Source organism: Levilactobacillus sp. HBUAS70063 (genome assembly GCF_038374745.1).
In the GTDB taxonomy this organism is placed as follows: Bacteria; Bacillota; Bacilli; order Lactobacillales; family Lactobacillaceae; genus Levilactobacillus.
Genome location: NZ_JBANSM010000001.1, coordinates 194,020 through 207,397 on the forward strand (window position 1 = coordinate 194,020; position 13,378 = coordinate 207,397).

Sequence of the window (13,378 nt, forward strand, 5' to 3'; positions counted from 1 at the left end):
TGTTTTAAGTTATGATAACCCAAGAACGACGATTTTTGTATCAACCTAATCCGGTCAGCAGCATTATTTGCTGGAGCTGGACGCTGATGGTGCTGATGCTCGGCGCCATCTTCTGGCTGGAAGTGACCCACTTTAACTGGTGGACGCTGGGCCTGTTTGCGGCGTTTGCGCTCCTGTGTTGGATCGAGGTGCACTACCGCAATATCACCATGGCTAACGGCGTGCTCACCGTCAGCACCGTGTTGAATCACCACCACCTGGTGATTCCGTTGACCCACGTCAGCAGTGTGCACGTGTCGCGCTACCGGTTGGGGCTGGTTGCTCAGGGGAAGATTTATCAATTTTTGCTGCCACGGAACTCGGCGATTGAACTGGCGGGCCTGATTCAGGCCGCCATGCTGGACGTGGTGAAGGAGGAACGGCATTGAACGATATTGAAATTTCACAGGCGACGCCGCTAGAGCCTATCGAAAAAGTTGCGGCCAAGGTGGGGTTAACGCCTGACCAGATCGATCCGTACGGCCATACGAAGGCCAAGATTAACCTACCACTGGCTGGCCACCACGATGCGGGCAAACTGGTGCTGGTCACCTCGATCAACCCTACGCCGGCTGGTGAGGGGAAGTCGACGGTCGTGGTGGGCCTCGGGGATGCCCTGAACCGCGCCGGCCATAAGACGGTCCTGGCCTTGCGGGAGCCCTCGATGGGGCCGGTCATGGGCCTTAAGGGAGGCGCGACCGGTGGCGGTTACGCCCAGGTGGTCCCGATGGAAGACATCAACCTACACTTTACCGGGGACTTTCACGCGCTGACCGAGGCGCACGACACCTTAGCGGCCCTCATTGACAACCACATTCAACAGGGCAATGAGCTGCGGCTCGACCCCCGGCGCATCGTGTGGAAACGCGTCTTGGACATTAATGACCGGGAATTGCGGCAAACGGTGATTGGCCTAGGCGGGCGGACGTCCGGGGTGCCGCGGCAGGATGGCTTTGACATCACCGTGGCCAGCGAGCTGATGGCCGTGTTGTGCTTGAGTGAGGACCTCGCGGATCTCAAACGCCGGGTCAACCGAATCCTGATTGGCTATAACGTGGATAAGGAACCGGTGACGGTGGGCGACTTGAAGGTTGGCGGCGCGATTACGCTGCTTCTGAAGGACGCCATTAAGCCTAACTTGGTGCAGACGTTGGAACACAACCCCGCGATCATTCACGGCGGGCCCTTTGCCAATATTGCCCACGGGTGTAACTCCGTGCTGGCGACCCAAACGGCGCTACAACTTGGGGACTTCGCCGTGACCGAGGCCGGCTTCGGTGCCGACCTGGGTGGTGAAAAGTTCATGGACATTAAGACGCCGGTTCTTGGTAAGACGCCGGATGCCGTGGTCATCGTGGCCACGGTGCGGGCCCTCAAGTACAACGGTGGGGTCAAACGCGCCGACTTGGAACAAGAAGACGTGGCCGCCTTGCGGACCGGCAGTGCCAACCTGAAGCGCCACATCGCCAGCATGCAGCAGTATGGCGTGCCCGTGGTTGTGGCAATCAATCGCTTCACAAGCGATACCGATGCCGAGATTGCGGCGTTGACGGCCGAGATTACGGCCCTAAACGTCCCGGTAGCCACCACGACTGTTTGGGCCGATGGCGGTGCGGGGGCGATGGATTTGGCCGAAAAGGTCGTGGCTGCCACCCAACAACCGAGTCATTTCAAGCGTCTGGCGCCGGAACACGCGGATCTGATGACCCAGATGACGGCCATCACGCAGAAGATTTACGGCGGAGCCAAGGTTGAACTGTCGACCAAGGCGGCCCGGCAGTTGAAGACCTTTGCCAAATACGGCTGGGATCATCTGCCCGTCTGCATGGCCAAGACCCAGTATTCGCTGAGTGATGACGCGCATCGGTTGGGGGCGCCCACGGACTTCACGATTCACGTCCGCGAGTTCGCCCCACGGCTGGGGGCCGGCTTCGTCGTGGCCCTGACCGGTAACGTCTTGACCATGCCCGGCTTGCCGAAGCATCCGGCGGCCCTGGACATGGACATCGACGCTGATGGCAAGATTACGGGATTGTTCTGATTTTTGAGTCGTCAATCAATGATTGGGGAGGCCGAGTGTAAACTTGGCCTCCTTTTCTGACCCTGAGACAAAGCTCGGTGACGGTCTCTCTATTAAGTACTAATGTATTTTTCGACCGATTTGTTGCGAGAAATTTGACTAAAAACGATATTTTCGTTTTAATGGTCAATTGATTCAGCTGCTGACCGATTAACCAGATGCGCCGCGATCGCCGCTGGACTGGGCTTTAACGCCGGTTGGGGCACACACATTTCCGGGCCATAACCGTTGGGCCCCACACTGACTCAGCGGTTGGGTCGGGTTCTCGAACTTTTATTTCGTTCAAACCGTCGGAAGCCGGCTTTTTCTGGTATAATTTTCACCAACGACTTATAGGAAAGGTGTTCCAGAAGTTATGCTGATTGCTGATACGATCTTAATTATCTGTCTGGTCGGAATCGACCAGTGGATCAAGTCCGCCGTGGTGGCCAACATCCCCCTCGGCGGCGAACAGAGCTTCATTCCAGGCGTGGTGTCGTTGACCCACCTCCGGAATAACGGGGCGGCCTGGAGTATCCTGCAGGGGCAAATGTGGTTCTTTGCCGTGATCGCGGTGGTGGCCCTGGGGATTATGGGCTACTTCTTTTGGCAGTACCGCAATCGCGGGGAACACTGGCCGGAAGAACTGGGTCTGGCATTGATGATGGCCGGAACCATCGGGAACTTCATTGACCGCTTAATGCAAGGCTACGTGGTCGACATGTTCCAACTGGACTTTATTAATTTTCCAATCTTTAACTTTGCCGACAGTTGTTTGACGGTCGGTGTGATATTTATTGCGATTGGCGTCTTTTTGGCCGATCGCCGGGAGGCATAGTCATGCAAATAGAAGATTTTACCGTTCAGGAGACGGCTCGCTTGGATAAGCTGGTTGCCGAAACGGTTGCCACCATTTCACGGTCGCAGGCCAAGGGGGCCATCGAGGCCGGGCAGATTACGGTGGATGGCCAGGTGGCTCGGCCCAAGGACAAACCGGCCGTGGGGGCGCAGATTCACATCGAATTGCCCGATCCGCAGCCGATTGACCTGACGCCGGAGAACATTCCCCTAGACATCGTCTACGAGGACGACGACGTCATCGTGGTGAACAAGCCGCAGGGGATGGTGGTCCATCCCGCCCCGGGGCATCCCAACCATACGTTGGTCAACGCACTGCTCTATCACAGCCCGCTGTCTAGCATCAATGGGACGTTGCGGCCGGGGATTGTCCACCGAATTGACAAGGACACCTCAGGTTTATTGATGGTGGCCAAAAATGATCACGCCCATCAGAGCCTGTCGGCGCAGTTGCAGGCCAAGACCAACCTCCGCGAATACGTGGCTATTGTCCACGGTAATTTCAAGGAAGAAGAGGGCGTCATTCGCGCGCCACTCGGTCGGTCACCCAAGGATCGCAAGAAGCAGGCGGTCGTGGCCGATGGTCGGCCGGCCGTTACCCATTTCCGGGTATTGGAACGGTACGGCGCTTACACGCTGATTGCTTGTCGGTTAGAGACCGGCCGGACACACCAGATTCGGGTGCACATGGCCTACATCAATCATCCGGTGGCCGGTGACCCCTTGTACGGCCCCAAGAAGACGCTCAAGGGTGAAGGCCAGTTCCTACACGCCCGCGAGCTGGGCTTTGTTCAACCTACGACCGGTGAACAGCTGGACTTTACGGCGCCGGTGCCCGCGCACTTCAAGGCTGTGGTTCAAAAACTGCGGCGTGAGGCCGGATTACCGGTTGACAAAGCAATTTAGGTTTTTTATGCTAAACGTACGAGATAAGCGGGTTTGCCGGTAGCTAGGCGGGCGGGTTTCTTCACCAGATTTTGCCGAAGAAGCCTGCCCGTTTCCTGCACATGAACGCCGTGAAACTTTAAGGAGGAATTTAAGATGGCAAAGGTAGTTGTGGACGCAATGGCAATGCAACGGGCCCTGACCCGGATCACATATGAAATTATCGAAAGAAATAAGGGTGTGGATGACCTCGTTATTCTAGGCATCAAAACCCGTGGCGTGTATTTAGCACGACGAATTGCCAGTCGCTTACAACAACTTGAGAACGTGACGGTCCCTGTGGGCGATCTGGATATCACGTCTTATCGAGATGACATTGAACACGATGCCGACCGCGACCCCAAGGTATCCGCGGCCAACATCAACTTTTCGGTTGCCGGCAAGAAGGTCATCTTGGTCGACGACGTGCTCTACACCGGCCGGACGATTCGTGCGGCCATGAGTGCCGTGATGGACCTGGGCCGGCCTAAGTCCATCAACCTGGCCGTTTTGGTCGATCGGGGACACCGCGAATTGCCGATTCGTGCGGACTTCGTGGGCAAGAATATTCCGAGTTCCCAACGCGAACGGATCAAGGTCTCGGTCAGTGAGATCGATGACCGTGACGCCGTAGAAATCCAACAGGCATAGACTTGACGAAGGGGCCGATTTAGCATGGCAAAACGCTATTTGATTTTAGAAGACGGCTCGGCCTACGCCGGTGAAGGATTTGGTGCTGGCGCCACTACGAGCGGAGAAGTCATTTCCAGCCTGAACCTCTTGGGCTATCAGGAAACGATTACCGATCAAATTTATCACAACCAAATCATTATTTTTGCACAACCTGCCATTGGCAACGTGGGGATCAACCACGACAGCTACGAATCGATTCTACCGACCGCCAAGGGGATGGTGGTGCGCGACGTTACGAACATCTCGACCAATCGCTTGTCGCGGTTGTCCCTCGACGAATTTCTTCAGCAGCACAACATTCCCGGGATCAGCGGCATCGATACTCGCTATCTGGTACGCAAGCTTCGTAAGATGGACGGGCCAGTCAAGGGGAGTATCGTGGATGTCGCGGACGCACACGCCTTTGACCAGTTGAACGCCACGGTGCTGACGAATCGCCAGGTCGATCAGGTTGCCACGCCCAAGCCGTATCCCAACCCGGATACCGGGAAGAACGTGGTGGTGATTGACTTTGGCCTCAAGCACGGGATCTTGCGGCAATTGTCCGAGCGGCGGTGTAACGTCACGGTTCTGCCGTGGACGGCCAGCGCCCAGGACGTCTTGAACCTGGACCCGGATGGCGTCTTACTCTCCACCGGTCCCGGGTCGCCCCTGGACTTAGGCGAAGGGGTTTTGGAGATGATTCGGACGGTGCAAGCCGAGATTCCGCTGTTTGCGATTGGCTTGGGGCACGAACTGTTTGCCCTGGCCAACGGGGCCCAGCTCGCGGCACTCCCCGTCGAGTATCACGGGAGCAGTCACCCCATTCGCCGGATCATTACCAATGACATTCTTTACGCGACGCAGGGTCAGGGGTACGCGGTGATTGGCAAATCAATCGACCGTGACCGTCTGATTACGACCTACGTGGACTTGATCGATGGGACCGTGCAGGGCTTACGCCACCGGGATTACCCGGCGTTTTCGGTGCAGTTCTTTGCGGACGGGGCCCCGGGGCCGCACGAGAGTCGCGACCTATTCGATGAATTCATGGAATCTATGACAGCACGGGAGGGATAAGGCTTGCAGAACTTGGATGACTTACAGAAAGTTTTGATCATTGGGAGTGGTCCAACGGAGATTGGCCACGAGACCGAGCTGGATAGTGCCACGGTACAGATCATCACGAATTTTAAGAAACACGGGGTCCGGACCATGGTGATTGATAACAATCCCTTCTCCGTGGCCCTCGAAGAGATTCAACCCACCAATATGTACATTCAGGCGGTGACGACCGCCAATGTTCGCCACATCATTGAACGCGACCAACCGGACGCCATTCTCCCCACGCTGGGCGGTTTATTAGGCGTGCGGATTACGCAGGAACTAATTGAAAGCGGCGACATTGGCCGCTTCGGGGTCACCATCTTGGGGATGCCCGCGGCGACCGTGCGGCAGATTAACAATCCCGCGGCCCTCAATAGCACGCTCAAGGAGATTCACGAGCCGGTGATCGAGGCCCAGGTGGTGGGTACCGAGGACGAGGCGTTGGGCCTGGTCGAATCGATCGGCTTTCCGCTGATCGTTAAACCTGTGGCGCCCCGTTTAGACACCAACCGCACGATTTGTGAAAACGTCGACGAGATGCTGGACGCCCTGAGCCAGGGCTTTTCCCAGTCGCGCTTTGACCAGTGTACCTTGGAGCGCAGTGTGGTCGGCTACAAGGAAGTCGAAATGATTGCGATTCGCGACGTGGCGGATACCAAGATTCTGATTGCTGGCCTGGAAAATGTGGACCCCATTGGGATTCACTCCGGCGATTCGATCGTGGTGACGCCACCGCAGACGCTAAACGATCGGGAGTATCAGGACTTGCGGGACGCGACCTTCCGCGTGATTAGTGAGCTCAACGTGGTGGGGGTCATTCACATCCACTTTGCGCTCAATCCCGACAATCAACACTTCTACGTCACAAAGATTGCGCCATACTTCACCCGCGGGGTGGCGCTTGCCGCCCGGACCACGGGTTACCCGTTGGCCTTTGTCGTGGGGGCCTTACTGCTGGGACAACGGCTGGTGGACATCAAGCTCCCGAGTCGCTTCATCAAGCAGACGGCCATCATGGAGCCGACCATTGACCACGTGAGCGTCCGGATTCCCATCTGGCCGTTCCAGGAGATTCCGGATGCCGATCAGCACCTGGATACGGCCATGAAGGCGGTGGGGTCGACCATCGGGATTGGCCGGTCGGTGGAAGAGGCCATGCTAAAGTCGGTCCGTAGTTCGCAGTTCTCGCCACGAGACGTCCTGCCCAGCGTCAGCAATCTCACCGATGGGGAAATGATTAGCCAACTGATTCATCCGTTGGCGAACCGAATCCTCGTCTTGATTGAGGCGTTACGCCGGGGGTACGCGCCCGATGAATTGAGCGAATTGACCAAGATTGATAACTTTTACTTCGTGAAGCTCCAGCATCTGTTGAAAATCGAAAAGCAGATTAAGGATAACCCGCTAGATGTGGCCACCCTGAAAGTGGCGCGCTACTACGGCTTCGGTGACGGGATGATTGCCCGCATTTGGCAGACGGATACGGCCACGATCCGTGGCTTGTCCGCCGAGGCCGACATTCGGCCGACCTACAAGATGATTGAACCCACGGCCGGCGAATTCGATGAGCACGCCAGCGGTTACTACAGCACCTTCGAGTACGAAAACGAAAGTGAACCCCTGGGGGACCGGACGGCCTTGGTTCTGGGGCGTGGCGGCAATCAGCTGGGCCCCAACACGGCGGCTGAATACTTCACCACCGAGATGCTCAAGCAGCTCAAGCGCGCGGGGTATCACACCATTTTGATGAATACGAACCCCAACGCCATCGGAATCGCGCCGGAATTCACGGATAAGCAGTATGTGGACCCCATTCAACTGGGGGACGTGCTCAACGTGATTCAAGTGGAGCACCCGGACATCGTCATCGTTCCGGGGAACCGACACTACCTGACCCGCGAACTGGGCAAGCTGGAGCTGAACCTCCACGTCTTGCCGCCGGACCAAGAGATCGGCCGACCACAGCCGCAGCGTGCGACCATCGGCGTGAGCCTGTTTGTTCACGAGCAGCATAAGATTGCGGTGGGCATCATGGACATGATTGCCCCGGGGATGAATCAAACCATCGCACAGGTCACGGCCTTTCGAATGCCCGCTGAGCTCCCCAAGGCCGATCGCTTACGGTTGGTCGAGCAGGCCAAGCAGGCCGTGAGTGAGCATCAGTTGACGGGGATGGTTCAGGTGCTCTTTGCGCCCAAGAAGGACAGCAAGCAACTCGAAGTCGTAGGGTTACGGCCGACGCGGCTGACCGAGATGGCCTTCTTGAGTAAGGTCACCGGGATTAACTGGGTCCGCATGTTGACGCGCCAACACATCGGCACGCTCGATGACGCCGAGTTAAGCGCGGTCAAGATTGACCTGAACAGCCAACGCGTCGCTTTGATGAACGCCGTCTTCCCGTTCCGGCAATTGCACGTCTTGAACCGGCCGGGGACCACGGACCAGGAGATGGGCGCCACGATTGCCTTTGGTTCTAGCGAGGCGTTGACGCTGAGCAACCTCAGTGACACGGAACAATTGGATAAAATTATCAACCGGACGATTTAAGCGGTCTTTCGGTAAAAACAAATTAATTGTATAGTTCAAAAAGCGTCCCATCAATGAAACTGATGGGACGCTTTTTGCGTTAAGAATCATTTGTATAATACAATCAGACTAGTTATCCGCCAGCTTTTCAACCAGGGTGCTCTCTGGGGTGACGTAGACCGTCCGTTGTCCCGTGAAGATGACGAAACCGGGCTTGGCGCCGTTGGGCTTGTGCAGGCGCTTGACGGGCAGGTAATCCACGGGCACGTTGCTGGACTCGCGGGCCTTGGAGAAGTAGGCGGCCAGGTTAGCGGCCTCCAGAATCGTGGCCTCACTCGGGTTATCCGAATGAATGATAACGTGGGACCCCGGCATGTCCTTGACGTGGAGCCAGATGTCCGTGCGCTTAGCCGTGTGCAGGCTCAGCTGATCATTTTGGAGGTTGTTCTTCCCCACGGAGATCTTAGTGCCGTCGCTAGCCGTGAAGCGGTCGGGCTTGCTGACCTTCTGCCGGCGTTGCTTCTTGTTCTTCTTCTGGTGATCGTGGTCGCGCAGGTAGCCACCTTGTTGGAGTTCCAGCCGAATGTCGACCAGGTCCTTGGGGGCGGCCAGCTCGATCTGGGCCATGATGTTGGTGAAATAGTCCACGTCGGCCTGCGTAAGCTTTAACTGTTCGTTCACGTAGGTGACGGCGTTCTTGGCCTTTTGATACCGTTTGAAGTATTTCTGTGCGTTTTGATTGGGCGATAATTGGTTGCTTAGCTTAATCTTTAGGGGTTTATTCTCATCGTAGAAGTTGGGCAGGGAGACCTCGGTTTGGCCGCGTTCAACCTGGTTCAGGTAGGTGGTCAGGATTTCCCCCTTGATCCGGTATTCGTCGGCGTTTTCCGTCTCGGCCAACGTCCGCTGGAGCTTCTTTAACTTGTTGCGGTTCTTCTTGAGCTCGTTACGGACCACGCGGATGAGGACGCTCCCTTGTTGCTGGACGCGGTCACGTTCGGCCTTATCCTGGTAGTAGGTGTCCAGTAACGTGCTGAGGGTTTCGGCGGTCTGCTGCTGACCCTCTGTAGGATAGGGGAAGGCCGTGAAGCTAGTCTTGCCCTTGGGCGAGATCGTCAGCGTCGGTGCGGGCCGATCGAAGCCGGCAAAGAAGTCTTGGAAATGCGTCACGGCATCGCCCGGTTCGTGAAGGACCGAGGCAAGTGCTGCCGCAGTATCCTTACCCAAGCCTTGGTACTGGTGCTGCAGCGTCTGGGCGAGGACTTCGCGGTTCGGAAAGTCCCGTAAGGTCTGCGCGAGGTCCGGTCGTGGCCCGGCAAAGGGGTCGCTTAAGTCCTGCTTCGGCGGATTGATGTACTGGGCACCCGGCAACAGCAGGCGGTAGCGGTTCTGGTCGGACCCCACGTGCTTGATGGCGTCCAGAATCTTTTCGCTGGCGCTGTCCACTAAGATAACGTTACTGTGACGTGCCATAATTTCAATGATTAAGAGGAGTTCCTGTTGGTCCCCCAGCTCGTTGCGGGAGGTAAAGTGTAGGTGGACGACCCGGTCGTTGGCCACCTGGGTGATGCCCTTCAAGATGGCGCCTTGTAAATACTTACGCAGAATCATGGTGAAGTTCGTGGGTACGGGCGGATTGACATAGGGAATCTGCGTGACTTGAATCCGCGCGTAGGTCGGGTTAGCCGATAGGAGAATCGGGTAGTTGTGACTGTTGGCCCGAATCGTCAGGACGACTTCATTGTCGTAGGGCTGGTTAATCTTGCTAACACGCCCCGTCGTCAGGGTGCGCCCGAGCTCTTGGACCATGGCATGGGTAAAGGACCCGTCAAATGACATAGAAAACAACACCTTTCTAATGGTTAATTTTTAAGTTTAGTAATGGAGCTTTGCGGTCCGGTGGGGGTTCTCACAATTGGGGACGGCCAGCGCCAGCCAATTTCACCGTTAAAAACGACACAACTTAAAGTATACCGGCCCGGGGAAGGAAGTGCAAAGAAGTTTCCTTGGAATCCGAAAATCTTCCGTAAAACTTGTCATCAAATTGACTTGTGATTAGCAAGCAAATCGTTGTACAATACAATCAAAAGGAGTGAGGGCAAATGAAATCCAGTTTGGCGGCGTTAATGGCCATCAACAAAGTACAACAGACGTTGCTGCAACGGATGACCAAGCAACATCATCTGACCGTATCCGAATGGCAGTTACTGGACCATATCGGGAGTGGTGAGAACACCCAAGAAATTCTAGCCCAACAGACCAAGTTGGATACCTCGACCCTGAGTCGTCAACTCAAGGGGCTGGTGGCCAAGGAAATGGTCACCAAGAAAGCCATCGGTCGGGATAAGCGTCAGTTGGTGTATACAATAACGGACAACGGTACGGAAACGGCCGCAACCATTAACTCGGCCTTCGAGACGTTGTCCGATGAGGTCTTCGAACATTGGTCAACCGATGAACGCAATTTACTACAAATATTATTAAACCGGCTCGATAAAAGTATGGACCGGCAACGCACCGTCAAGGAACTTTGAGGGGCGTTTAAGCATAAGGAGTGAGTGATTATTCAGCAAAGATTAGTTGTAATTTCACTAGACGCAATGGGTAGTCGAGACTTAGATGAACATTTGGAAGAGTTGCCGAATCTTCGGCGCTTGGTGGCCACGGGTACGCGGGTCCGCCGCGTCCGGGGGATTTACCCCACGCTGACGTACCCCTCCCATACCACGATTATTACCGGGCAGTATCCGGCGGTTCACGGCATCGTCAACAATACCAAGTTACAGCCGCAACGCCAGTCGCCCGATTGGTACTGGTATCAACGGGACGTCAAGGTGCCGACGCTGTATGATCTGGTTCGGCAAAAGCACGAGAAGACCGCGGCCTTCCTTTGGCCCGTTACGGCCGGCAGTAAGATCACGTACAATCTAGCCGAGATCTTTCCTAACCGGATCTGGACCAACCAGGTGCTGGTCTCATTGAAGGCCAGCAGTCCGGCCTTTCTCCTGCGGATGAACCAGAAGTATGGGCATCTGCGGCGGGGCATTCAGCAACCGGAACTCGACGACTTCATCACGGCCTGTGCGGTTGACACGCTGGTACATAAGAAACCCACGCTGACGTTGATTCACCTGGTCGATATGGACAGCATGCGTCACCGGTATGGGGTGCGGTCCACGGAAGCCATGGCGGCCCTCAAACGCTTGGATGCGCGGGTGGGCAAGCTCATCGATGCCACGATTGCGGCCGGGACCTTTGCGGCCACCAATTTCGCCATCCTGGGCGACCACTACCAAATCAACGTGGATCACATGATTCATTTGAACCAGGCTTTCGCCGAACGCGGGTGGCTGACGCCCACGGCCAACGGTACCGTCAAGAATGACTGGCACGTCTGGGCCAAGTCCTGTGACGGGAGTACTTACGTGTACACGCGAAACTTCGCGGATACCAAGAACCTGCGGCAATTGCTGGAACAGACGCCGGGGGTGGCGGGTGTCATCACCGGAGCGGCAGCGGCGAAGCGCGGGGCGGACCCGCACTGCCAGTTCATGGTCGAGGCGCAGGCCGGCTACTACTTTACCGATGAGGCGAAGCGCCCGGCCGTGGTTGAGACCGTCGATCCGGACAGTCTGGGGCAACCCGACCGTTACCACGGGGTCCACGGCTACGATCCGGATAAGCCCGATTACTTTACCACGCTGGTGTTAAACGGGCCGGCCATTAAGCCTAACGTAACGATCGAAGAGGCCCGGCTGATTGATGAGGCGCCGACGTTTGCCAAGTTACTCGACGTGCACTTTCCGGAAGATTTGCCCGGACAGGCGCTAACCGCCGCATTTAAGGGGGCCGCGCATGAAACTGACTAAGGAACAGTGGAGCTGGGTCTTCTACGACTGGGCCAATTCCGGCTACGGAATCATCGTCACCACGGCGGTCCTCCCGATCTACTTCAAGGGTGTGGCCGAGAGCAGTGGCGTCACGGCGGCCAATGCCACGGCTTATTGGGGATACGCCAATAGCTTTGGCACGCTACTGGTCGCCATCTTGGCGCCGTTTCTGGGGGCGTTAGCGGACTACCAGGGCTTTAAGAAACGCCTCATGGGGGGCTTTGCTAGCCTGGGGATGGTGATGACGCTAGGATTAGCGCTCCTGCCGTCCTCGCAGTGGCAGTGGCTCCTGGTTATCTACATTCTCTCGATTCTCGGCTACTCCGGGGGGAACCTCTTCTACGACAGCTTTTTAACCGACGTTAGTGATAACCGGCAAATGGACCACTTGTCCAGCGTCGGTTACGGCTTTGGCTATCTCGGCGGCGTGCTGGCCTTCCTGCTCTTCATGGTGCTGGAATTCACCAACGGCTTTGGTCAGCTGTCCAGCCTGGGGGTGGCGCGTTGGGGCTTTGCCTTGGCCGCCGTGTGGTGGATCGTCTTCTACGTGCCGTTCCAACGTAACGTTCACCAACGCCACGCCCTAGACGTGACCACCGCGCCGTTACGCCAGAGTTGGCGGCGGGTGTGGCAGACCATTTTGCACCTACGCCAGCATAAATATCTGGCCTGGTTTTTAGTCGCTTATTTCTGTTACATCGATGGGGTCGATACCATCTTCACCATGGCGACCTCGATTGGCCTCGATATCGGCATCAACAGCACCACGCTGATTATGGTGCTGCTGGTGGTACAACTGGTGGCCTTTCCCTTCTCCATCTTCTACGGGTGGCTAGCGGGCAAGACCAGCACGCGAACCGGGATTCTCATCGCCATCGTGGTCTACCTGCTGATCTGTCTGGACGCCCTGAATTTGAAGACGACCACGGACTTCTGGATTCTAGCCGTCCTGGTCGGAACCAGTCAGGGGGGCATTCAAGCCCTCTCTAGGTCCTACTTCGGGCGTTTAGTCCCCAAGGAGCGGTCCAGTGAATTCTTCGGTTTCTACAATATCTTAGGTAAGTTTTCGGCCGTTCTGGGTCCCGTGCTGGTGGGGGTGGTCACCCAAATGACCGGCCAGTCGCGGATTGGTGCGGCCTCACTGTCCATTTTATTTGTACTCGGGTTGATTATTTTTCTGTCAATTCCGCGAACAGCCGTGGACAAATCCTAGTCGTGTCGCGTGATTTATGGTATTCTAGTTTCTGAAACTTAATTCGTTGTTGAATTGAAGATAGGGTTTAAAGTGATGCGGTGTTCAAGG

At 56.3% G+C, this 13,378-nt stretch carries 11 protein-coding genes; 10 read left to right on the forward strand and 1 reads right to left on the reverse strand.

Annotation, left to right across the window (positions count from 1 at the left end):
• Positions 1-11 precede the first annotated feature (11 nt).
• From V8I28_RS00980 to V8I28_RS01010, 7 genes are all read left to right on the forward strand, one after another.
• On the forward strand, positions 12-428 hold the full coding sequence (locus V8I28_RS00980; protein WP_341778263.1) for an EbsA family protein: 417 nt from the start codon (positions 12-14) through the stop codon (positions 426-428).
• Positions 425-2,080 carry a formate--tetrahydrofolate ligase gene (locus tag V8I28_RS00985; RefSeq protein ID WP_341778264.1) on the forward strand — a complete coding sequence of 552 codons (1,656 nt, stop codon included), beginning with the start codon at positions 425-427 and terminating at the stop codon, positions 2,078-2,080. Before V8I28_RS00980 ends, V8I28_RS00985 begins: the two co-directional genes overlap by 4 nt.
• A gap of 394 nt (positions 2,081-2,474) precedes the next feature.
• Positions 2,475-2,936, forward strand: a complete 462-nt coding sequence (gene lspA / locus V8I28_RS00990; protein WP_341778265.1) for a signal peptidase II — start codon at positions 2,475-2,477, stop codon at positions 2,934-2,936.
• 2 nt (positions 2,937-2,938) lie between these two features.
• Positions 2,939-3,862, forward strand: coding sequence for an RluA family pseudouridine synthase (locus V8I28_RS00995; RefSeq protein WP_341778266.1), 924 nt, complete (start codon positions 2,939-2,941; stop codon positions 3,860-3,862).
• 135 nt (positions 3,863-3,997) lie between these two features.
• Complete coding sequence (gene pyrR, locus V8I28_RS01000) at positions 3,998-4,531, forward strand: bifunctional pyr operon transcriptional regulator/uracil phosphoribosyltransferase PyrR (protein WP_168899218.1); 534 nt, start codon at positions 3,998-4,000, stop codon at positions 4,529-4,531.
• A 24-nt stretch (positions 4,532-4,555) separates the two neighbouring features.
• Entirely contained in the window at positions 4,556-5,632 is a 1,077-nt protein-coding gene (locus V8I28_RS01005) for a carbamoyl phosphate synthase small subunit (RefSeq protein ID WP_341778267.1), read from the forward strand.
• 3 nt (positions 5,633-5,635) lie between these two features.
• A complete protein-coding gene (locus tag V8I28_RS01010) occupies positions 5,636-8,206 on the forward strand; it encodes a carbamoyl phosphate synthase preATP-grasp domain-containing protein (protein WP_341778268.1) in 2,571 nt (856 codons plus the stop codon).
• A gap of 108 nt (positions 8,207-8,314) precedes the next feature.
• On the opposite strand, the gene V8I28_RS01015 is transcribed toward V8I28_RS01010, so the two are convergent.
• The gene (locus V8I28_RS01015) at positions 8,315-10,024 is read right to left on the reverse strand and encodes an NFACT RNA binding domain-containing protein (RefSeq protein WP_341778269.1); all 1,710 of its coding nucleotides are present in this window, start codon (positions 10,022-10,024) and stop codon (positions 8,315-8,317) included.
• Positions 10,025-10,287: 263 nt separating this feature from the next.
• Between V8I28_RS01015 and V8I28_RS01020 the strand changes: the two genes are divergently transcribed.
• From V8I28_RS01020 to V8I28_RS01030, 3 genes are read left to right on the forward strand one after another with little or no spacing between them, the layout of a single operon-like run.
• On the forward strand, positions 10,288-10,719 hold the full coding sequence (locus V8I28_RS01020) for a MarR family winged helix-turn-helix transcriptional regulator (protein ID WP_341778270.1): 432 nt from the start codon (positions 10,288-10,290) through the stop codon (positions 10,717-10,719).
• A gap of 24 nt (positions 10,720-10,743) precedes the next feature.
• The gene (locus tag V8I28_RS01025) at positions 10,744-12,054 is read left to right on the forward strand and encodes an alkaline phosphatase family protein (protein ID WP_341778271.1); all 1,311 of its coding nucleotides are present in this window, start codon (positions 10,744-10,746) and stop codon (positions 12,052-12,054) included.
• Positions 12,041-13,288 carry an MFS transporter gene (locus tag V8I28_RS01030; protein ID WP_341778272.1) on the forward strand — a complete coding sequence of 416 codons (1,248 nt, stop codon included), beginning with the start codon at positions 12,041-12,043 and terminating at the stop codon, positions 13,286-13,288. The genes V8I28_RS01025 and V8I28_RS01030 overlap by 14 nt, the downstream gene beginning before the upstream one ends.
• Positions 13,289-13,378 lie beyond the last annotated feature (90 nt).

Coding starts and splice junctions, on each gene's coding strand:
- V8I28_RS01030 (WP_341778272.1), top strand. CDS start 12,041: ATGAAACTGACTAAGGAACAGTGGAGCTGGGTCTTCTACGACTGGGCC.
- V8I28_RS01005 (WP_341778267.1), top strand. CDS start 4,556: ATGGCAAAACGCTATTTGATTTTAGAAGACGGCTCGGCCTACGCCGGT.
- V8I28_RS01020 (WP_341778270.1), top strand. CDS start 10,288: ATGAAATCCAGTTTGGCGGCGTTAATGGCCATCAACAAAGTACAACAG.
- pyrR (WP_168899218.1), top strand. CDS start 3,998: ATGGCAAAGGTAGTTGTGGACGCAATGGCAATGCAACGGGCCCTGACC.
- V8I28_RS00995 (WP_341778266.1), top strand. CDS start 2,939: ATGCAAATAGAAGATTTTACCGTTCAGGAGACGGCTCGCTTGGATAAG.
- V8I28_RS00980 (WP_341778263.1), top strand. CDS start 12: ATGATAACCCAAGAACGACGATTTTTGTATCAACCTAATCCGGTCAGC.
- V8I28_RS01015 (WP_341778269.1), bottom strand. CDS start 10,024: ATGTCATTTGACGGGTCCTTTACCCATGCCATGGTCCAAGAGCTCGGG.
- lspA (WP_341778265.1), top strand. CDS start 2,475: ATGCTGATTGCTGATACGATCTTAATTATCTGTCTGGTCGGAATCGAC.